At 62.6% G+C, this 19,009-nt stretch carries 21 protein-coding genes; 15 read left to right on the plus strand and 6 right to left on the minus strand.

Annotated elements, in window-relative coordinates:
- Positions 1-90 precede the first annotated feature (90 nt).
- Entirely contained in the window at positions 91-1,491 is a 1,401-nt protein-coding gene (locus C5J26_RS06770) for a DegQ family serine endoprotease (protein WP_105401088.1), read from the plus strand.
- Positions 1,488-2,804 (plus strand): replication-associated recombination protein A, encoded by a 1,317-nt coding sequence (locus C5J26_RS06775; RefSeq protein ID WP_105401089.1) that lies wholly within the window; start codon positions 1,488-1,490, stop codon positions 2,802-2,804. The genes C5J26_RS06770 and C5J26_RS06775 overlap by 4 nt, the downstream gene beginning before the upstream one ends.
- A gap of 17 nt (positions 2,805-2,821) precedes the next feature.
- On the opposite strand, the gene C5J26_RS06780 is transcribed toward C5J26_RS06775, so the two are convergent.
- Positions 2,822-3,136, minus strand: coding sequence for a DUF1883 domain-containing protein (locus tag C5J26_RS06780; protein ID WP_105401090.1), 315 nt, complete (start codon positions 3,134-3,136; stop codon positions 2,822-2,824).
- A gap of 332 nt (positions 3,137-3,468) precedes the next feature.
- Between C5J26_RS06780 and C5J26_RS06785 the strand changes: the two genes are divergently transcribed.
- Positions 3,469-4,410 carry an alpha/beta fold hydrolase gene (locus tag C5J26_RS06785; RefSeq protein ID WP_105401091.1) on the plus strand — a complete coding sequence of 314 codons (942 nt, stop codon included), beginning with the start codon at positions 3,469-3,471 and terminating at the stop codon, positions 4,408-4,410.
- 96 nt (positions 4,411-4,506) lie between these two features.
- On the opposite strand, the gene C5J26_RS06790 is transcribed toward C5J26_RS06785, so the two are convergent.
- Both C5J26_RS06790 and C5J26_RS06795 read right to left on the minus strand, forming a co-directional pair.
- Positions 4,507-5,508 (minus strand): ketopantoate reductase family protein, encoded by a 1,002-nt coding sequence (locus C5J26_RS06790; RefSeq protein WP_105401092.1) that lies wholly within the window; start codon positions 5,506-5,508, stop codon positions 4,507-4,509.
- Positions 5,509-5,588: 80 nt separating this feature from the next.
- Entirely contained in the window at positions 5,589-5,807 is a 219-nt protein-coding gene (locus C5J26_RS06795; RefSeq protein ID WP_105401093.1) for a hypothetical protein, read from the minus strand.
- A gap of 218 nt (positions 5,808-6,025) precedes the next feature.
- Here C5J26_RS06795 and ftsZ point away from each other — a divergent pair, with 218 nt between their 5' ends.
- Positions 6,026-7,051: a cell division protein FtsZ gene (ftsZ, locus tag C5J26_RS06800; protein WP_105401094.1), complete on the plus strand. Its 1,026-nt coding sequence runs from the start codon at positions 6,026-6,028 to the stop codon at positions 7,049-7,051.
- An 11-nt stretch (positions 7,052-7,062) separates the two neighbouring features.
- Here ftsZ and C5J26_RS06805 read toward each other — a convergent pair whose 3' ends face one another.
- The gene (locus C5J26_RS06805; protein WP_105401095.1) at positions 7,063-7,758 is read right to left on the minus strand and encodes a TetR/AcrR family transcriptional regulator; all 696 of its coding nucleotides are present in this window, start codon (positions 7,756-7,758) and stop codon (positions 7,063-7,065) included.
- A 162-nt stretch (positions 7,759-7,920) separates the two neighbouring features.
- On the opposite strand from C5J26_RS06805, the gene C5J26_RS06810 reads away from it, so the two are divergent.
- The 3 genes from C5J26_RS06810 to C5J26_RS06820 all read left to right on the plus strand — a co-directional run bounded on the left by C5J26_RS06810 (position 7,921) and on the right by C5J26_RS06820 (position 10,021).
- Positions 7,921-8,871 (plus strand): homocysteine S-methyltransferase family protein, encoded by a 951-nt coding sequence (locus C5J26_RS06810; protein ID WP_105401096.1) that lies wholly within the window; start codon positions 7,921-7,923, stop codon positions 8,869-8,871.
- A 16-nt stretch (positions 8,872-8,887) separates the two neighbouring features.
- Positions 8,888-9,091: a hypothetical protein gene (locus tag C5J26_RS06815; protein WP_105401097.1), complete on the plus strand. Its 204-nt coding sequence runs from the start codon at positions 8,888-8,890 to the stop codon at positions 9,089-9,091.
- Positions 9,092-9,235: 144 nt separating this feature from the next.
- Positions 9,236-10,021 (plus strand): class I SAM-dependent methyltransferase, encoded by a 786-nt coding sequence (locus tag C5J26_RS06820; protein WP_105401098.1) that lies wholly within the window; start codon positions 9,236-9,238, stop codon positions 10,019-10,021.
- Positions 10,022-10,076: 55 nt separating this feature from the next.
- Here the strand turns inward: C5J26_RS06820 and C5J26_RS06825 are convergent, their stop codons facing one another.
- A complete protein-coding gene (locus tag C5J26_RS06825; RefSeq protein WP_105401099.1) occupies positions 10,077-10,994 on the minus strand; it encodes a hypothetical protein in 918 nt (305 codons plus the stop codon).
- On the opposite strand from C5J26_RS06825, the gene C5J26_RS32560 reads away from it, so the two are divergent.
- The 3 genes from C5J26_RS32560 to C5J26_RS06835 all read left to right on the plus strand — a co-directional run bounded on the left by C5J26_RS32560 (position 10,982) and on the right by C5J26_RS06835 (position 12,911).
- Complete coding sequence (locus tag C5J26_RS32560) at positions 10,982-11,332, plus strand: hypothetical protein (protein ID WP_105419414.1); 351 nt, start codon at positions 10,982-10,984, stop codon at positions 11,330-11,332. The two genes, C5J26_RS06825 and C5J26_RS32560, sit on opposite strands and share 13 nt — an antisense overlap.
- A complete protein-coding gene (locus C5J26_RS06830) occupies positions 11,329-12,030 on the plus strand; it encodes a thioredoxin family protein (RefSeq protein ID WP_105401100.1) in 702 nt (233 codons plus the stop codon). The genes C5J26_RS32560 and C5J26_RS06830 overlap by 4 nt, the downstream gene beginning before the upstream one ends.
- Before the next feature lie 251 nt (positions 12,031-12,281).
- A complete protein-coding gene (locus C5J26_RS06835; protein WP_105401101.1) occupies positions 12,282-12,911 on the plus strand; it encodes an outer membrane protein in 630 nt (209 codons plus the stop codon).
- A 117-nt stretch (positions 12,912-13,028) separates the two neighbouring features.
- On the opposite strand, the gene C5J26_RS32565 is transcribed toward C5J26_RS06835, so the two are convergent.
- On the minus strand, positions 13,029-13,655 hold the full coding sequence (locus C5J26_RS32565) for a hypothetical protein (protein WP_172724318.1): 627 nt from the start codon (positions 13,653-13,655) through the stop codon (positions 13,029-13,031).
- A 274-nt stretch (positions 13,656-13,929) separates the two neighbouring features.
- Here C5J26_RS32565 and C5J26_RS33510 point away from each other — a divergent pair, with 274 nt between their 5' ends.
- The 5 genes from C5J26_RS33510 (at position 13,930) to pstA (ending at position 18,997) form a co-directional block, all read left to right on the plus strand.
- Complete coding sequence (locus tag C5J26_RS33510) at positions 13,930-14,052, plus strand: hypothetical protein (RefSeq protein WP_256386071.1); 123 nt, start codon at positions 13,930-13,932, stop codon at positions 14,050-14,052.
- A 15-nt stretch (positions 14,053-14,067) separates the two neighbouring features.
- Positions 14,068-14,646, plus strand: coding sequence for a flavodoxin (locus tag C5J26_RS06850; RefSeq protein ID WP_245441113.1), 579 nt, complete (start codon positions 14,068-14,070; stop codon positions 14,644-14,646).
- Positions 14,647-14,973: 327 nt separating this feature from the next.
- A complete protein-coding gene (locus tag C5J26_RS06855; RefSeq protein WP_105401104.1) occupies positions 14,974-16,008 on the plus strand; it encodes a substrate-binding domain-containing protein in 1,035 nt (344 codons plus the stop codon).
- Between the two features lie 188 nt (positions 16,009-16,196).
- Positions 16,197-17,681 (plus strand): phosphate ABC transporter permease subunit PstC, encoded by a 1,485-nt coding sequence (pstC, locus tag C5J26_RS06860; protein ID WP_105401424.1) that lies wholly within the window; start codon positions 16,197-16,199, stop codon positions 17,679-17,681.
- Positions 17,678-18,997: a phosphate ABC transporter permease PstA gene (gene pstA, locus C5J26_RS06865; RefSeq protein ID WP_105401105.1), complete on the plus strand. Its 1,320-nt coding sequence runs from the start codon at positions 17,678-17,680 to the stop codon at positions 18,995-18,997. Before pstC ends, pstA begins: the two co-directional genes overlap by 4 nt.
- The last annotated feature ends 12 nt before the right edge of the window (positions 18,998-19,009 follow it).

The following is a 19,009-nucleotide window of genomic DNA, read 5'->3' on the forward strand; positions in this document are numbered from 1 at the left end:
TTCCGCCACAATCTCCGTTGTTCCGCCACCTTTCCTTTCTAGCGTGGCGCGCTACAAATCGATCCGGATTTTTCTCAAATGAGGACTTACATGCTGACCATGCCGAAACGCGTGTCGACCGGCCTTCTCGCTCTTGTTCTTCTGATGCCTGTTGCGGCACTCGCCCAGGAAAAGGTGGTGCCGCAGAGCCGTCAGGAAATGCAGCTCTCCTTCTCGCCACTGGTCAAGCAGACGGCCGGCGCCGTCGTCAACGTCTATGCCGAACGGGTCGTGCAGCGTCTCAATCCGTTTGCGGGGGACCCCTTCTTCGAGCAGTTCTTCGGCCAGCGCATGCCGAACCGTTCGGAAAAGCAGTCGTCGCTCGGCTCCGGCGTCATCCTTGCGGCAGATGGGCTCGTCGTTACCAACAACCACGTGATCGAAGGTGCCGACGATATCAAGATCGCGCTCGCCGACGGCCGCGAATTCCCCTGTGACGTGGTGCTGAAGGACGCGAGCATCGACCTGGCCGTGCTGCGCATCAAGTCGAAGGAGCCTTTTCCGGTTCTCGCCATCGGTGATTCCGATCGCACCGAAGTAGGCGATCTGGTGCTTGCGATCGGCAACCCGTTCGGCGTCGGCCAGACGGTGACGAGCGGCATCGTCTCCGCACTTGCCCGTAACCAGGTCACTACCGGCGATTTCGGCTTCTTCATCCAGACCGATGCTTCGATCAATCCGGGCAATTCCGGCGGCGCGCTGATGAACATGAACGGCGAACTGATCGGCATCAACACCGCGATCTTTTCGCGCGGCGGCGGCTCTAATGGCATCGGGTTCGCGATCCCCGCCAATCTCGTGAAAGTCTTCCTCGCCACGGCTGCCGCAGGCAAGACGAGCTTCGAACGCCCCTTCGTCGGCGCGAGCTTCGATGCCGTCAATTCGGATGTGGCCGAAGCGCTCGGCCTCAAGACCGCCCGCGGCGCGCTGGTGACGCGCGTTGTCGAAGGCGGACCGGCGGACAAGGCCGGCCTGAAGCCCGGCGAGGTGGTGACCGCCGTCAACGGCATTTCGGTCGAGCATCCCGATGCTCTCGGTTACCGGCTGACCACCGCCGGTCTCGGCAGGCAGGCGGTGCTGACCATTCAGACCGCCGACGGCCAGCGGCAGGTGAACCTGGCGCTCAACACCGCCCCGGAAACAACGCCCCGCGACGAGCGGCTGATCGAGGGGCGCAATCCGTTTGCCGGCCTTCGCGTGGCCAACCTGTCGCCGAAGCTTGCGACCGAACTGCGCATCCCGGCTGAAAAGACCGGCGTGGTCGTGACCGACGTGACGCGCAACTCTCCCGCCGCCCGCCTCGGTTTCGAGCCGAAGGACATCCTCATCTCCCTGAACGGCACTGCCGTCACCAGCACCAAGGGCATGGAAACCATGCTCGGCGACGATCCGGGCTTCTGGCGGGTGGAGATCGAGCGTGGCGGCCAGCGCATCAGGCAGTTCTTCCGATGAGCGGTGATCTCTTCGCGCCGAAGGTTCCGGAAGAGGTCGCCAACCGGCGGCCGCTTGCCGATCGCCTGCGGCCGAAGTCGCTTGCCGAAGTCACCGGGCAGCCGCACCTGACGGGCGAGGACGGTGCGCTGCGGCGGATGATCGATAGCGGCTCGCTCGGCTCGATGATTTTCTGGGGGCCGCCCGGCACCGGCAAGACCACGGTGGCGCGGCTGCTTTCCGGCGAGGCTGGTCTCGCCTTCGAGCAGATATCGGCGATCTTTTCCGGCGTCGCCGACTTGAAGAAGGTCTTCGAGACCGCACGCCTGCGCCGCATGGACGGGCGCCAGACGCTGCTCTTCGTCGACGAGATACACCGCTTCAACCGCGCCCAGCAGGACAGTTTCCTGCCGGTCATGGAGGATGGCACCGTCATCCTGGTCGGTGCCACCACCGAGAACCCGAGCTTCGAACTCAACGCCGCTCTTCTGTCACGTGCCCGGGTGCTGACTTTCCGCAGCCACGACGAGGAAAGCCTGAGCGAGCTTCTGGCCCGCGCCGAACAGGCCGAGGGCAGGCCGCTGCCGCTTGATGAGGATGCACGCGCCAGCCTCATCCGCATGGCCGATGGCGACGGCCGCGCGGTGCTGACGCTCGCCGAAGAGGTCTGGCGCGCCGCGCGGGAAGGGGAGGTCTTCGATACGACGGGCCTGACCCAGATCGTCCAGCGCCGCGCCCCCGTCTACGACAAGGCGCAGGACGGCCATTACAATCTGATCTCGGCGCTCCATAAGTCGGTGCGCGGCTCGGATCCGGATGCTGCGCTCTATTATCTGGCGCGCATGTTCGATGCCGGCGAGGATCCGCTTTATCTCGGCCGCCGGCTGGTGCGCATGGCGGTCGAGGATATCGGCCTTGCCGATCCGCAAGCGCTGGTCGTCTGCAATGCCGCCAAGGATGCCTACGACTATCTCGGTTCGCCTGAAGGCGAGCTGGCATTCGCGCAGGCCTGCGTCTATCTGGCGACTGCGCCGAAATCCAACGCGGTCTATACCGCCTTCAAGGCCGCGACACGGGCCGCCAAGGAAAACGGTTCGCTCCTGCCGCCCAAGCACATCCTCAATGCCCCAACCAAGCTGATGAAGGGCGAGGGGTATGGCGACGGTTATCGCTACGACCACGATGAGCCGGACGCGTTTTCAGGTCAGGATTACTTTCCGGAAAAGATGGGCCGGCAGACGTTCTACGACCCGCCGGAGCGCGGCTTCGAGCGTGACATCCGCAAGCGGCTCGATTGGTGGGCCAAGCTTCGCAAGGAACGAAACCCGAAGTGACACTCATCTGAAACCGATCAGGAGGCCTGTTTCTGGGCCACGACATTGGCCGGCGCGCCGATCAGCCTGACGGAAGATTCCGCCAGCCCGTGATGGCCTTCCATGTCGACGATGACGTGCCAGTGGCCAGCCTCCGGGATCACCAGGCGGATGGGGGACCGTTTGGCGATGCCGCCGATATATTTGAAATCGAGAAGCTCGGTAAAGCGCTGGAAGTTGGCGGCGTTCATCAGGCGCACGTTGTTGACCGCATTCAACGTCACCTCGATCGTCGTCCCCGCGCGTTGCGGTTTCAGATCGTAGTGGGTAAAGCGGAAATTCGGTACGGCCATTCCTGCCTCATTGATGCCAGCATAGAAGTTCATCAATCTTAACAAAATGTCGTTAACGAATGGTGGAACCTAGCGGCTACCTGTGTGTTTAGTTTCTGAAGACCATCTTCAGCCGGCACAGTCCCCATGCCGCGCCGAAGATAATCAGGCGGCTTTCATCCCCTGCAGCCGCCGTACAAGAATAATATTTTGACCTCCAATCTGCCTGTCCCGCCGTCTCCTCGCGGCGGGATTTTCTTTGCGCGAACAATTTTTAGCGTGGATTGTCGGCCCGGGCTCTTCCTCTCCGTCCTTGGGGCATCACCACCAATCAGGTCCCCGAGGAGGACGTCATGTCGATCAGGATAATCGCCACCGCAATCGCGGCCCTTGCCGCATCGCTCGTTCCTGCATTCGCCGAAGCGCAGGAGCCGAAATCCGCCGCACCGCAGGTGACCGCCGCGGAGCCATCGAAGAAGGGCCGTGTCGAGGCTGGTGGCATCAGTTATTATTACGAGATCCGCGGGGAAGGCGAACCGCTCCTGCTGCTCCATGGCGGCCTCGGCTCAGTCGATATGTTCGCCCCGATCATGCCGGCGCTGATGCAGCATCGCCAGGTCATCGCCGTCGACCTCCAGGGCCATGGCCGCACCCCGCTTGGCAAGCGCCCGATCAGCCTGGAAGCCATGGGCGCCGACATGGGCAGGGTCGTCTCAGAACTCGGCTACCGCCAGGTCGATGTGCTGGGCTATTCCATGGGCGGCGGCATCGCGCTGCAGATGGCCGCTCAGGCGCCGGAAAAGGTGCGGCGGCTCGTCATCGCCTCTGCGCCGTTTGCCAAACGCGGCTTCTTTCCGGAAATGATCCCGCAGCAGGAGTCCGTCACCGGTGCCATGGCCGAGATGATGAAGGACACGCCGATGTTCATCTCCTACAAGGCCGTGGCTCCGGATGTCTCCGAATTCCCGCGGCTCCTCGATGCCATGGGCGACCTGATGCGCCGGGACTACGATTTCTCCGATGCGGTCGCCAAGTTGACCATGCCGGTCATGCTGGTCTTCGGCGACAGCGACATGGTGCGCCCGGAGCATATCGTCGAGTTTTACCAGAAGCTCGGCGGCGGCCTGAAGGATGCCGGCTGGATGCGTGAGAACATGCCGAAGAACCGGCTGGCGATCCTGCCCGATCTCACCCATTACGAGGCATTCGCATCGCCGGCCCTGGCGCCGACCGTGCTGCCCTTCCTGGACGGCAAGAGCAATGCGCCGAACTGGGCGGAGCAGGTGAAGAAGTGAAAACCGCAATAAAAGCTATGCCGGCCGAAAGGCCGGCATAGCTTCGATTTCAACCACTTGCCGGCATCTGCGGATTCCCGTTCAGAAACACTTGAATCAGTTTCTGAGGTTTTCGCGGTCGAGCTGCAGCGTCAGCGCCAGCACTGTTTCGCAGGTCGGGGTCGGCACGCCGGCGAGCTTGCCAAGCGCCACCACCATGCCGGTCAGCGGAACGATCTCCAGCGCCTTTCCGGCAAGCAGGTCCTGCAGCATCGAGGTCCTGACCGGGCCGAAACCGCCCGACCGGCCAAGCTGTTCTTCGAGGCTTCGGCTGAAGGCCGCGCCAAGCGCCTCGCCGACGGCCCTGGTTTCCGCCATCACCTTGCCGACCTGCGCGACCAGCGCTGCATTTTCCATGATGCTGTTCATCCGGCCGCGGGTAAGCGCGCTGATCGGGTTATAGGCGGCGTTGCCCATCAGTTTGGTCCAGATCTCGTCGCGGATCCGCGGGGTCGGGATGATGTTGAGCCCGGCACGGCCGAGAAGTTCGGAGATCGACACCAGGTCCGGCGAAAGCTCGCCGGATGGTTCGCCGAGGAAAAAGCGGCCGTCGCCATTGAGGCGGATGGTGCCGGGTTCGGTCACCTCCGCCCCCTGATAGGCGACGCAGCCGATGACCCGTTCCGGACCGACCAGCCGCCAGAGCTTGCCCTCCGGATCGAGTTCCGGGAGCTGTCTTTCCGCATGCCCGCTTCCGGAATCCCGATGGAAATACCACCAGGGAATGCCGTTGAGGATCATGATGACCCGGGTGCGTTCCTTGAGAAGGCTCGCAAGGCCCTCGGCCGCATCGCCAAGCTGGTGTCCCTTGAGACCGGTAATGATCAGGTCCTGTTTCGGCAGTTCCGACGGGTCGCTGGTGGCGGTGACACGCGCATGGAGCGGCGCGGCATCGCCGCCCTGCTCGACGGTCAGGCCCTTGTCGCGAATGGCGGCGAGATGTGCGCCGCGCGCCACGATCGAGACATTGGCCTCCTCGCCGAGCCCGTTCGCGATCTTCGTCGCGAACGTGCCCCCGAGAGCGCCCGCACCATAAATGCAGATATTCCTGATGGTCATGATCCTCACCGACGCTGAAATGCAGTGCGGGTAGATCTAGGGCATCTCCGGCGGTCAGGCGAACGAGTTTTTGTGATGGGTCAATGGGCCCAGTTGGCGGAAACGAGTTCTGTCCGGCGAAGCTCGTCGATCGCGGTGACTGCATCTTCCACGGACCAGCCGGCCTTGACGGCGGCGGCGATCATCTTGATCTCCGCCTCCTCTTCGAGGGCAAGAAAGAGCGGTTCGAGGGCCTCCTGAACGGTGAGGATATGTTCATCGGGCGGGGCTATGGACGCACGTGCGGCGGACGTAGGCATGGTACGTGGTGCTCCTCTCTCTTTTGTGATCGACTGTTCACAATTGCTATGACCGCAAAAGGTTCCACGCAACCTGTGGAAAATTTCATTCGGCCGCTTTCTGCAGCACCGAGCTTGTTCTTTCGCCAAGCCTCTGCCTTGTTGCCGAGCTAAAATGCAAGTGATTCGGGTGCCACGAGGCCGCCCGGCCGGCGGGTGCCGATGCCAAGGAGATTGCGATGACGGACGCCAAAAAATACCAGATCACCGAAATGCGGCCGAAGATCACCGTGATCGGCGTCGGTGGCGGCGGCGGCAACGCCATCAACAACATGATCGCCGAGGAATTGGAAGGCGTCGATTTCATCGCCGCCAATACCGACGCGCAGGTTCTGGCAACCTCCAAGGCGTCGCGGCGCATCCAGCTCGGTGCCCATGTGACCGAAGGCCTCGGTGCGGGCTCGCTGCCGGAGATCGGCCGCGCTGCAGCGGAAGAATCGATCGACGAGATCATGGACCATCTCTCCGGCTCGCACATGTGCTTCGTAACGGCCGGCATGGGCGGCGGCACAGGCACCGGTGCCGCACCGGTCATCGCCCATGCTGCCCGCAATGCCGGCATCCTTACCGTCGGCGTCGTCACCAAGCCGTTCACCTTCGAAGGCAACCGCCGCATGAAGACGGCCGATGCCGGTATCGAGGAACTGCGCCGGGCCGCCGATACCGTCATCGTCATTCCGAACCAGAACCTGTTCCGCATTGCCGATGCCAAGACCACGTTTGCCGACGCGTTCATGACCGCCGACAAGGTGCTATTTGCCGGCGTCGGCTGCATTACCGACCTGATCGTCAAGGAAGGCCTGATCAACCTCGATTTCGCCGACGTGAAGTCGGTGATGAAGGGCATGGGCCGGGCAATGATGGGCACCGGCGAAGCCTCCGGCGACGGTCGCGCGCTGCTTGCCGCGGAAGCTGCGATCGCCAATCCGCTGCTCGACGACATCTCGATGAAGGGCGCCAAGGGCGTGCTGATCTCGATCTCCGGCGGTTCCGACATGACGCTGTTCGAGGTGGACGAAGCCGCAAGCCGCATCCGCGACGAAGTCATGGATGACGCCGATATCGTCGTCGGCGCGATCTTCGACCGCAGTCTCGATGGAAAGTTCCGCGTCTCGGTCGTCGCGACCGGCCTCGATGGCGGCGAAGCCGGTGTCGCTCCCGGCACTCCGGCGGACATGCAGACTTTCCAGCGCACGCTGCAGTAACGTCGGCTCGCCTATCTGGAAAACAGCAGTTTTATATAGGAGCGGTAGGCAAGGATCTGCCGCTCCAGTTGCCAGGGGTCCTTCAGCGCCTTGGACATGATGATCGCCCCGTCCATGACGCAGGACAGCATGTTCGCCACATCTGCCAGAGCCACTGGTTCGCGGGGCGGATAAACCGCTGCGATCTCCTCGATATGCTCGAGAAAGCGCGCGTTCCAGGAACGTATCGAATCCGAGTTCAGCTTCAAGACTTCATGATCGAAAAGCCGCTCCTGGTAGCAGACCGAGGCGATCAGGCAGCCTGGATGGCCGCCTGGCAGGTCGCGCACCAGCTCGCTCAGGAACTTCAGCCCCAGTAGGAAAGCCTGCAGCGGATCGTCGCTCAGTTCCCGGCCCCGGCCGAAGATGTCGTCGAAGATCTGGTCGTTTTCGGCGACGTAGCGGCGCAGCATCTCGCGCGCCAGCTCGTTCTTGTCCTTGAAATGGTAGAAGAACCCGCTCTTGGTGATACCGGCTTCGGCGATGAGTTCGTCGATGGATGTGGCGGCGAACCCCTTGGCGAGCACGGACGCTTCCGCGATCTCCAGGATGCGGTCGCGGGTGGCTGCTCCTTTGCGCGTTTCCCGCGTCTCCGAAGACTTGACCGCCGGTACAGTTTCTCGCGGCCTCACCGTGGCAACGTCGAGATTCTCTGCCCTTCGAGACATGCTAACCTCCCGTAAATTCGGACAAATTTCAAAAGCATGCTCGGCTGTACCATGAGCTTACTAGAAGCTCCGCACGTAAATCTGCGAAAAATCGGTCATTCACTGAGCGGCCCGGAGCAATATCCAGGATCGGCTCGCCATGTTTACCACAGGAGACAGACGATGGCCAAGTATCGCCACAGCCTGCCGCAGATCAAGAGCGGCGATTTTCTTTCCGACGGAGGTCTGGAGACGACGCTGGTCTTCCATCGCGGCATCGACCTTCCGGCCTTCGCAGCTTTTCCGCTGCTCGACAACGCCGCCGGCCGCGAGGAACTGACCGCGTATTACGAGACCTATCTGGCGATCGCCCGCGATCACCGCCTCGGCTTCATCCTCGACACGCCGACCTGGCGTGCAAATGCCGACTGGGGGCCGCAGCTCGGTTACGATCGCGAGGCGCTGAGGGCGCTCAATATCCGCTCGGTCGAATACGTCGAAAAGCTGCGTCGGCTCTGGGAGCGGCCGAGCCGGCCGATCGTCCTCAACGGCGTCATCGGACCGCGTGGCGACGGCTACAAGGACGGCAACATGGAGCCTCAGGCAGCCGAGGATTATCACGCCTTCCAGGCCGAAGCCTTCGCCGAGAGCGAGGCCGACATGATCTCGGCGATCACCATGAACAATATCGGCGAGGCGGTTGGCATCGTCCGGGCCTCGAGGCGCGTCGGCATGCCCTGCATCGTGTCCTTCACGGTCGAGACGGACGGTAGGCTGGTCAACGGCAAGACATTGCGGGCGGCGATCGAGGAAACCGATGCGGCGACCGGTGGTTACGCGGCCTATTACATGGTCAACTGCGCCCACCCCACCCATTTCGAGCAGGCGCTTTCCCGCGGCGAAAGCTGGGTGAAACGGATCTCCGGCATTCGCGCCAACGCGTCCGCCAAGAGCCACCAGGAGCTCGACGATTCGACGGAGCTGGACATCGGGGATCCGCTCGACCTCGGTGCCCGCTACCGCGCGCTCCGGCAGAACTATCCGGCGATGCGGGTGCTCGGCGGTTGCTGCGGCACCGACCACCGGCATCTGCAGGCGATCTGCGACGCCTGCCTGCCGGCGGCCGCGGCTTGAGGCGGGAGGGAGGAGCATGCCTGCCACGACATTGCTCGGCGCCATTGCCCTGATCTCCGGCCGTTGGCTCGACCCCTGCGCCACGGTGAAAGATGCCGATGGCGAGCGCGCCCGGGCGAGGCTCAGGACCCTGCCCATGATCGACGAGCACCTGCTGCGCGATATCGGCTTTCGCGAGGAGGTATCCCGTTTCCACCGCAACCGCTTTCCGGGGTTTTGACCCCAGGGACCGGTTCTTGCAAATGCCTTCCGGCGGTTTCGGCTGCCGGGAGGCTTTTCCTTTTCCGCCTCTTCCCCGTCTTTCCACCGTCATCGCGTGGCGGTATAGCTCGCGGCCCATTCGACGATTGAGAGGAGGACGAGCATGGATGCGACTGATGTCGGCGCCCATTGGGAGAGCAATGCCGAGACTTGGACGATCTATTCGCGGGCGGGTTACGACAAATACCGGGATGCGCTGAATACGCCGGCCTTCCTCGATATGCTGCCGCCGATCGCCGGATTGAAAGGCCTCGATCTCGGCTGCGGCGAGGGCACCAATACCCGCGAGGTCGCGCGGCGCGGGGCCGAGATGACCGGGCTGGACATTGCCCCGACCTTCATCCGTTACGCCCGCGAGACGGAGGCTGCCGATCCGCTCGGCATCGCCTATGTGCTCGGCGACGGGCAGGGGATCGACTTCCCGGAAGAGAGCTTCGATTTCGTCACCGCCTTCATGTCGATGATGGACATGGCCGATCAGCGAGGGGTGCTGAAGGGCATCTACCGTGTGCTGAAGCCCGGCGGCTTCCTGCAGTTCTCGATCCTGCATCCCTGTTTCGTGCCGCCGACGCGCAAGAATATCCGCGACGAGACGGGTGAGGCGGTCGCCGTCCAGGTGGCCGACTATTTCGACGAAACCGACGGGCGGATCGAGCGCTGGCTGTTTTCGGATATCCCGGCCGAGGAGCGGGCGAAGCTGACACCATTTGCGGTGCCGCGTTTCCACCGGACGCTGACCACTTGGGTGTCGATGATCGTCGGCGCCGGACTGGTGATCGAGGCCTTTGGCGAGCCGATGGCATCCGAAGAGGTGGCGCGGGCCGAGCCGGTGGTCGCCGACACCCGCGTCGCGCCGATCTTCCTGCACATCCGCGCCGTCAAGCGGTAGACGCGAAAAGGGGCGGCCAAGCTCTCACATGGCCGCTCCATCAGGGTCTCGGTGGTCAGTAGCGTGTCGCGACCAGCAGGTCTTCCTCCTCGTCCCGCTGGCGACCGCCGAGTGCGGCTGCCGCCGACGAAATGAATGCGCCGACGAGCAGCGACAGCGAGCCGACCAACGCGGTCGTGGCGGCCGCCTTGCGGGCCTCGTCCGCTGCCTTCTGGGCCGCGACCTTTGCATCGTCGATCCGCTTCAGGACCGCATCGACGCGAGCGCGGGCATCCTGCGGCGAAAGGCCGGTGCGGGCGGCGACGATCGTTGCCAGATAGGCCTTGTCGTCTTCCGGCACGCCGCCCTGGACGGCGCCGTTGAGAAGAATGCGCGACACCTCCGCGGTTGCTGCCCCGTCGTCATTCTGGGCGCGGGCCTGGGCCTGCTGCGGACGCAGCAGCGCATCTGTGAAGTACGACGTCGCCATGTCTGTGCCGCCGGACCCGCTATCCGACGAGGACGCGACCGCTGCGGTACCGGCGGCACCTGCAGTCGCCGCCGCAGATCCGACAGCCTGCGCTCCTGTGCTCGCCAGCGAGCCGAGCGACGACGCCAGGAAACCTGCGACGAAGACGGTGGCGACGGCCCAGGAGACGAAGCCGTGGGCAGTGTCGCGGAAGAACACCTCGTCGGTATGCACGGCCGCCCATTTGGTGCGCAGCCGGCCGGTCAGATATCCGCCGAGCGCCGCCGACAGCCATTGCACCACCACCAGCCAGATCGCCGCGCTGATGCCGACGGTGGCGGCGGAACTGCTTTCCCCCGACCAGGGAGAGATCATGGTGAGGCCGAGGCCGGATCCGAAAAGGATGAGGATGAGGCTGATGCCGGTGGCGGCCACCGCGCCGCCGAAGATCGGCCCCCATGCGATCGCAGATTTCGACGACTCCACCGGAGTTGCGATCGCGGAGCCTGCGGATGAAATGGGCATTTTCCGCCTCCTCAACGCATGAAGAGAACAAGAAGGATGACGATCGGCAGTGGGATGCCGAGAAGCCAGAGCAGTATGCCGCGTCCCATGGTGAACCTCCTGAAAGAACACAGTTTGTTGTCGAATTGCGTTCCCTCAACACGCCGGCCGACGGTTGGTTCCTGACGCCGATTTATTTAACGATTTTAGCTGAGGCGGGGTGGTTGCCGACGCACCCGTTCAACGTGTGGCGACGTATGGTCCAGCCCGAATGGTCACTAAAGCGTGAGCCTGTAACCGAGGCGCGGACCGCCGCGAATGAAGGTGCGATGGCAATGCTGCAAGGAGCATCCGCGTGAAAAACCTGAATTCGTTTCGTATCGCGATCGCCGCCGCGTCGCTTGGCCTGATCGGTGCAGCACCCGCCCTGGCCGGCGCGAGAAATCCGGTCGTGGTCGAACTGTTTACGAGCCAGGGCTGTTCGTCGTGCCCGCCCGCCAATGCCAATTTGATCAAGCTGAGCAGCGATCCCGACATCCTGGCGCTCAGCTTCGCCGTGACCTATTGGGACTACCTCGGCTGGAAGGACCTGTTCGGGAAGGAGGAGTTCACCCAGCGCCAGGTGACCTACGAACCGGCACTCGGCCAGTCGGGTCCGTTCACGCCTCAGATGGTCATCAATGGGCGCACTTCAACGGTCGGCCAGGATCTCGGTGAAGTCCGCAGCCTGATTGCAGCAGAAAGGCCACTTGCCGGACCTGCGGTGCGCCTGAAGGGCGATACGGCAACGATCGACGGCGGTGGCAAACCGGCGTCGCCTGCCGATATCTGGCTGGTCCGCTATGATGCGGGCCTTGTCGAAGTTCCGGTGGCACGCGGCGAAAATGCCGGCGAGACATTGCCCCATGCACATGTGGTGCGCGAACTGACGCATCTCGGCCTGTGGAATGGCAAGCCACAAAGCCGGACGATCCCGCCGGCAAAGCCCAACGAGAAACGTGCTCTGCTAGTTCAGGAGCGCAATGGCGGCCAAATTCTCGCGGCTGCGACGGACTGATGAAGAGCGAATGGGCGATTTCATAAGGCGCTCCCGATACTGTTACACTTGTTGATCGGCTCGTTCGCGGCAGTCGCCGGCGAGTTAAGGAAGTGTTTATGAATTCGTGAAAAATGAATGGATACTTGCCGGCGGTCCGGGCCTGAGGGGCTTGGTTGGGATGACCGTGACTGCCGCGCGGTGCGTAACCTTTTGAGTAACCGCCTGCATGTGTTCGCGACGCAGGTGCTGTACGGAGTAAAGCCAAGACCATGAACAAGAAGCCCTTCGCCCTGGCGATCTTCGCCGCATCTTTCGCCACGCCCCTCTGGGCTGCCGACCTCGCGCCCTATTCCGAACCGCCGGCCTATAACGAACCTGCCGGCGCGCCGAAAGCGGGCTGGGGTGGCGCCTATGTCGGTGCCGATCTTGGCATGGCATCCCGCAAGCTGAACCCGTTCGATGGCGACAAGGGCCTCGTTCTGGGTGCTCACGGCGGCTACAATATAGACCTCGATTCCGGCGTCGTCGGCGCGGAAATCGAAGCCTCGCATCTGGGCAACGTGGAAAGCCGCGTACCGGGCGGCAAGATCACCGAAAAGGGCCGCGTGGCCGCCAAGGCCAAGGCCGGCGTTGGCTTGAACCAGACGCTCGTCTACGGCACCGCGGGCGTCGCGCTCACCAGCTTCGGCGGCAAGAACGGCACGTCTGGTCCGGACGGCTGGAAGCCGGGCTGGGTCTTGGGCGCCGGCGTCGAGCAGAAGCTGACCGACAATCTGTCGGCCCGGGTCGAATACAATTACACCATGACCAACGATGTCCGCAGCACCTCCGGCGGCGTCTCCTCCAGGGCCGACGTGCGCGACCAGACGCTCAAGGCTGGCGTGAACTACAAGTTCTAGTCCCGCAAAAAACTCTCCGGATCCATCGGATCTGGAGAGGGCATTGTCGCGGTTCGACAATCTTTAAAGCGCCGTATGCCGGAAGGCCTACGGCGCTGTTGGTTTGAAGGGCGGTTCTCAGAGAGCCGCGTCCGTGTCGAGCTGGTCGCGGACCTGGTCGATCTTGCCGACGGCCGGCCCCACTCCAAGCTCGTCCTGCGCCCATCCGAAGGCCTCGTCGCTCACCGGCGCGCCCGCGAAATCCTCCAGCGCATCGCGAAGCGCTGCCTCGCCGAGCTCGGGATCGGTGGCGGCAGGATCGATGCCGTTCGTCTGTTCGTATTGCGCATAGGCCTTCACATAGGCCGAGAGCGAGGTCATCCGCGGATCGTTGGTGTTGAGGTAGGCGTTGTAATTGCGCTTCAGGGAGCTGAGGCCTGCCACTTTTGCGGCCTGGGGTTTGGCTTTCTCCGTTGGCGTTGCCTTCGAGACCTTGCGGTCGGCATCCTTCTTCGTCCGCTCCTTGCCGGAGCCGAGACTGGCCGAGGTCGACCGGCTCTTACTGGAATTGCCATGATTCGAGACCTCGTCACGACCACCGCCCTTGCCGCCGCCGTTTCCACCGCCGCCACCATTGCCGCCGCCGTTACCGCCGCCATTGCCGTCCTTGGCCAAGGCGAGGTCCGGAAATCCGGTTATGCCTCCGCCGACGGACACTGCAGCGAGCGCCAGGACGACGATGCCGTTCTTGAGGACCTTGTTCATGTTCACCGATCTCCTGATTTGTATTGCTAAAGCCACAGAAGCTTTGCGCTTCGCGGCTTTTCAGATGCCGTGCATTCTGGAGCAGCGGCGTATATAAATCCATGGGATTAGGACCAATGAGCCTGCCTTCGGGACCAAGGTCCGGTGGGGGGCGGGGACATTGGTCTCATTGGGAGCCCGTTGTCCACATGAACGCCTGACCGCGCGGCGTCGCTTTGACCGAAACCTAGGCGCGGTAACGAAGCGCGTTCAGCAAGAGCACGAATGCAGGGGAATGCTGCTAATCGATGCCAAGTGTGAGGCGGCCACGGACTGGCAGGGTGACGGCCTCCGGGAGGTCTCGACACTGAAGATCGATCCGTTCAATCGCGCGGCGCTCTACAAGTACGAGTCCTGACGGAGGAGGCGGGGCGTGAGCCATGAAATCCCCAAACGCACGCTCTTGAAGGCGATATCGCTGACAGCCGCAGGTGTCGTCATGCCCCGGTTGCCGGCACTCGCAGCCACTCAGCCCCGCGTGCTGGTGGCCTATTTCTCCCGAACCGGGAATACACGGGTGATCGCGAAACAGATCCGGCGCGCCCGCGATGCCACGCTCTTTGAAATCATGGCGGCCACGCCCTATCCGGAGGATTACCAGGCAACGGTCGCTCAGGCTGCGGCAGAGACCAGATCCGCCTATCTGCCGCCCCTCATGCATTTTGTTGCCGATATTCAATCCTACGACACGATCTTCCTGGGCTTCCCCATCTGGGGAATGACCGCGCCGCCGGTGATCCGCTCATTCCTGCTGGCGCACGACCTGGCGGGCAAGCAGGTCGTTCCGTTCATGACCCATGGCGGTTATGGCCAGGGCGACAGCATCGGCGTGGTCGAGGCCCATGCCCCCAAGGCAATCGTCCGCCCCGGCTTTTCCCTGGAAGCCGATCAGGAGAAGCGCACGCTGGACACGGTTTCGACCTGGCTCGACACCATGCCGCGGAGCGACTGAGGCGACCGCTGGCCAGATAGAAGCTCCCTGTATTCCGTGGCAACGATCCGTCGGGCTCTTGCGCGACGTCGAACACGGATGTCACATCAGACTATCCTGATGCGTTCGACGAACTGCGGCAGTGGGAGTGTCCACCCTCGCCAATATCGCTGTCATAACCCATATTCCGCCCTTTCTGCCGGAGCAGGCATGGCGGCTGCAAACCTGTGCAAATGCTGGGGCGCGTCCTTTTCACAAATGAAATAAATCTGTCACAAAACTGTAATGAGCAACAGATAGAGGGTAGCCGACGCCCAAGCGTCAATCCGAATTCCAAGGGAGAAATCCATGAAGAAGTATCTAGGAAGCTGCGCTGTAGCCGCAATTTTGCTGGCCACCGCAGGCGTCGCAACGGCTCGCGATCAGGTTCAGGTTGCCGGTTCCTCCACCGTTCTTCCCTATGCGAAGATCGTTGCGGAAGCTTTCGGCGAAGCCTTCCCGAAATTCAAGACCCCGATCGTCGAGTCGGGCGGCTCGGGCGCCGGCCTCAAGGAATTCTGCAAGGGCGTCGGCGAAGCCACGATCGATATTGCTAATTCTTCGCGTCCGATCAACAAGAGCGAACTGGAAGCCTGCAAGGCCGCCGGCGTGACTGACGTCCAGGAAATTCGCATCGGCTACGATGGTATCGTCTTCGCGGCCGCCAGCAGCAACGGCGACATGAAGATCGAGCCGAAGGACTTCTACAAGGCTCTTGCCGCTGAAGTGGTTGTTGACGGAAAGCTCGTCGCCAACCCTTACAAGAACTGGTCGGAGATCAACCCGACTCTGCCGAAGGGCCCGATCGCTGCCTATATTCCGGGCACGAAGCACGGTACGCGCGAAGTCTTCGAAGAGAAGGTATTGTCGGAAGGCTGCAAGGAAGTTGGTGCTGCGGAAGCCATCAAGAAGCTCGTTCCGGACGCCAAGCAGGCGACCGCCAAGTGCATTGCTGTTCGCAAGGACGGCGTTGCTGTCGACATCGACGGCGACTATACCGAGACGCTCGCTCGTATCGCCGCCAACAAGACTGGCGTCGGCGTATTCGGCCTCGCCTTCTACGAAAACAATGCCGATAAGCTGAAAGTCGCCACCGTCAACGGCATCAAGCCGACTGCGGCTGTGATTGCTGACGGTACCTACCCCGTCTCCCGCCCGCTGTTCTTCTACGTCAAGAAGGCTCACCTGGGTGTTGTTCCGGGCCTCAAGGAATACGTCGAGTTCTTCACCTCTGATGACATGATCGGTCCTGACTCGCCGCTCATCGAGTACGGCCTCGTTGCCGCTCCGGAAGCGCAGCGCGTGCAGCTCCGCAAGGACTTTGCCGCTGGCAAGACCATGTAATTGAAAGACCGGCGCCGCTTTTGAAGCGGCGCCGTTTTCTTTCCGACCGAAGCCTTTTGCCTCGGTGGGGAGTCGTCGATTTTGCGGCGATGGTGTTGCGCGAGGCGCGACGGCGATGCGATCGGTTCCGATGAACGGAGCTGGGCGGTGATGGGTTGCCGCCGAAGGCGGTACGCCGGGGGATTATGATGAACACATCACTAATATTGTTGATTTTGGCGATAATCGGCATAGCCGGTTACGTTGCCGGTGCCCGGTATGCAATGGCACTGGTCGGAGGAATTTCCTCCAAACTTCATTCGCGGCCTGGATATTACGGTTCTTTTGTCGCCGTCTGGGCGATCCTGCCGGCCGTCGTCATTCTTTTTGTCTGGCTGGTCGCCAGCCCCATGTTTATCAGTTCCTCGGTGCGCGGCGCGTTTCCCGAAGAGGTGAAAACCCAATCGCAGGCCGAGCAGGGCCTGAGCTACGGCATGATCACCTCGATCGCCCGCGGCATGAACGCACTGACCGGCGACGAGATCGCCCGCATCGAGAATAATCCGGTGGAGCTTCGTGCTGCGCTTGGCGCCAAGGGCGTTCCGCTTGCGGGTGATCCGCAGCCCTTCATGGTCAAGGCCGCTGCCGAACTGAACAGGATGACCTTCGTCAGCCGTATCCTCATGACGATCCTCGTTCTGGGGGCTTCCATCGGCGGCGCTCTCTTTGCTTACCGCCAGATCGCGCCGCGCTTCCGTGCCCGCAATCGGGTGGAAAAAGTGATCCTCGGCAGCCTCGTCGTCGCTTCTTCGATCGCTATTCTGACCACGGTCGGCATCGTCGCATCGATGCTGACGGAAGCGGCCCACTTCTTCACCGCCATTCCTGCCTGGGAATTCTTCTTCGGCACGGTATGGGATCCGCGTTTTGCGGCTGCGGGTTCGGGTGGCTCCGAAGGTCAGTTCGGCCTCATTCCGCTGCTGCTCGGCACGCTCTATATCGGTTTCGTCGCGATGCTCTTCGCGGTTCCGATCGGCCTCTTTTCGGCAATCTACATGTCGGAATACGCGTCGCCGAAGGTCCGCTCGGTTGCCAAGCCGCTGCTCGAGGTGCTCGCCGGCATTCCGACCATCGTCTACGGCTTCTTCGCATTGACGACGGTCGGTCCGTTCCTTCGCGACATTTCCTCGCAGCTGAACGGTCTCGTCACCGGCGACTATGCCAACTTCATCCAGGCACAGAGCGTTCTGACGGCCGGTTTCGTCATGGGCATCATGCTGATCCCCTACGTCTCCTCGCTGTCGGACGATATCATCACGGCAGTGCCGCGGGCCCTGCGTGACGGTTCGCTCGGTCTCGGCGCCACCCGTTCGGAAACCATCAAGAAGGTCGTCCTGCCGGCCGCTCTGCCGGGCATCGTCGGCGCGCTCCTGATGACCGCATCGCGCGCCGTCGGCGAAACCATGATCGTCGTGCTTGCGGCCGGTGTCGCCGCCCGCCTGCAGATCAATCCGTTCGAGCCGATGACGACCGTGACCGTGAAGATCGTCAACCAGCTGACGGGTGACCTTGAGTTCACCTCGCCGCAGACCCTGGTTGCCTTCGCGCTGGGCATCACGCTGTTCGCCATCACGCTTTGCCTCAACATCTACGCGCTCTATATCGTGCGCAAATACCGGGAGCAGTACGAATGACCGATGTGGTTTCTCCCGTCGCCGGCATCCCCAAGGCCAAGTCCGTCCGTCGCGATATCGGCATCAAGCGCCGTTACGCTGCCGAGCGTCGCTTCCGTGCCTATGGCATCGCCGCGCTTTCCTTCGGCATCATCTTCCTGATGCTTCTCCTGTGGTCGGTGGTTTCCAAGGGATACACCGCCTTCCAGCAGACCATGATCACCATGCCGGTCGAGTTTTCGCAGCAGATCATCGACCCGCAGAACGAACGTGCCACCAACCCGCAGAAGCTGATGACGGCGAACTATCCGGTCGTCGCCCGCAACGCGCTCGCCAAGCTGCTCAACGTCAGCGTCGACGACCGCGTCGCAGCCCGCGCAGTCAGCCAGATGCTGTCGGATGGCGTCCGCGTTCAGCTGCGTGACCTGGTGGTCGCCAATCCGGCGATCATCGGAACGACGCAGACGGTAAGACTGCTCGCTTCCGGCGATATCGACTCGGCCTACAAGGGCCAGATCGACCTCAACGTCGGCCAGGAGAACCGCAAGATCAACGACCAGCAGCTCGGCTGGATGACGCAGCTCTCCGACAGCGGAGCGCTTGCCAAGCATTTCAACAGCGGCATTTTCGTCAACGGCGCATCGAGCCGTCCGGAAGCGGCCGGCGTCGGCGTCGCGCTCATCGGCTCGTTCTACATGATGCTGATCGTGCTTGTCCTGGCGCTGCCGATCGGCGTCGCCGCCTCGATCTATCTCGAGGAGTTCGCCCCAAAGAACAAGTTCACCGACCTGATCGAGGTGAATATCAACAATCTCGCGGCCGTTCCCTCGATCGTCTACGGTCTTCTCGGTCTGGCGGTCTTCGTTAACTTCATGGGCCTGCCGCGTTCCGCCTCCTTCGTCGGCGGTCTGGTGCTCACCCTCATGACGCTGCCGACGATCATCATCGCGACCCGCGCGGCACTGAAGGCCGTGCCGCCATCGATCCGGGCGGCCGCCCTCGGGCTCGGCGCATCGAAGATGCAGACGATCTTCCACCATGTCCTGCCGCTTGCCATGCCGGGCATCCTGACGGGCACCATCATCGGCCTGGCCCACGCACTTGGCGAAACCGCGCCGCTGCTGCTGATCGGCATGGTGGCCTTCGTCGCCAACTATCCGACCACGCCGCTCGACCCGTCGACGGCGCTGCCGGTCCAGATCTACATGTGGGCGAACGAAGCGGAGCGCGCGTTCGTCGAGCGTACCTCGGGAGCAATCATCATCCTGCTCCTGTTCCTCATCCTAATGAATGTTGGCGCAATTCTCTTGCGGCGTCGCTTCGAGCGGCGCTGGTAGAAGGAGTATGAC

The sequence above is a fragment of the Neorhizobium sp. T7_12 genome (assembly GCF_002968535.1).
GTDB lineage: Bacteria > Pseudomonadota > Alphaproteobacteria > Rhizobiales > Rhizobiaceae > Neorhizobium > Neorhizobium tomejilense.

Bases quoted from the DNA above. Each gene is read 5' to 3' on its own strand.
- C5J26_RS06770 (WP_105401088.1), top strand. From the start codon at position 91: ATGCTGACCATGCCGAAACGCGTGTCGACCGGCCTTCTCGCTCTTGTT.
- C5J26_RS06775 (WP_105401089.1), top strand. From the start codon at position 1,488: ATGAGCGGTGATCTCTTCGCGCCGAAGGTTCCGGAAGAGGTCGCCAAC.
- C5J26_RS06780 (WP_105401090.1), bottom strand. From the start codon at position 3,136: ATGGCCGTACCGAATTTCCGCTTTACCCACTACGATCTGAAACCGCAA.
- C5J26_RS06785 (WP_105401091.1), top strand. From the start codon at position 3,469: ATGTCGATCAGGATAATCGCCACCGCAATCGCGGCCCTTGCCGCATCG.
- C5J26_RS06790 (WP_105401092.1), bottom strand. From the start codon at position 5,508: ATGACCATCAGGAATATCTGCATTTATGGTGCGGGCGCTCTCGGGGGC.
- C5J26_RS06795 (WP_105401093.1), bottom strand. From the start codon at position 5,807: ATGCCTACGTCCGCCGCACGTGCGTCCATAGCCCCGCCCGATGAACAT.
- ftsZ (WP_105401094.1), top strand. From the start codon at position 6,026: ATGACGGACGCCAAAAAATACCAGATCACCGAAATGCGGCCGAAGATC.
- C5J26_RS06805 (WP_105401095.1), bottom strand. From the start codon at position 7,758: ATGTCTCGAAGGGCAGAGAATCTCGACGTTGCCACGGTGAGGCCGCGA.
- C5J26_RS06810 (WP_105401096.1), top strand. From the start codon at position 7,921: ATGGCCAAGTATCGCCACAGCCTGCCGCAGATCAAGAGCGGCGATTTT.
- C5J26_RS06815 (WP_105401097.1), top strand. From the start codon at position 8,888: ATGCCTGCCACGACATTGCTCGGCGCCATTGCCCTGATCTCCGGCCGT.
- C5J26_RS06820 (WP_105401098.1), top strand. From the start codon at position 9,236: ATGGATGCGACTGATGTCGGCGCCCATTGGGAGAGCAATGCCGAGACT.
- C5J26_RS32560 (WP_105419414.1), top strand. From the start codon at position 10,982: ATGAAATGGGCATTTTCCGCCTCCTCAACGCATGAAGAGAACAAGAAG.
- C5J26_RS06825 (WP_105401099.1), bottom strand. From the start codon at position 10,994: ATGCCCATTTCATCCGCAGGCTCCGCGATCGCAACTCCGGTGGAGTCG.
- C5J26_RS06835 (WP_105401101.1), top strand. From the start codon at position 12,282: ATGAACAAGAAGCCCTTCGCCCTGGCGATCTTCGCCGCATCTTTCGCC.
- C5J26_RS32565 (WP_172724318.1), bottom strand. From the start codon at position 13,655: ATGAACAAGGTCCTCAAGAACGGCATCGTCGTCCTGGCGCTCGCTGCA.
- C5J26_RS33510 (WP_256386071.1), top strand. From the start codon at position 13,930: ATGCTGCTAATCGATGCCAAGTGTGAGGCGGCCACGGACTGGCAGGGT.
- C5J26_RS06855 (WP_105401104.1), top strand. From the start codon at position 14,974: ATGAAGAAGTATCTAGGAAGCTGCGCTGTAGCCGCAATTTTGCTGGCC.
- pstC (WP_105401424.1), top strand. From the start codon at position 16,197: ATGAACACATCACTAATATTGTTGATTTTGGCGATAATCGGCATAGCC.
- pstA (WP_105401105.1), top strand. From the start codon at position 17,678: ATGACCGATGTGGTTTCTCCCGTCGCCGGCATCCCCAAGGCCAAGTCC.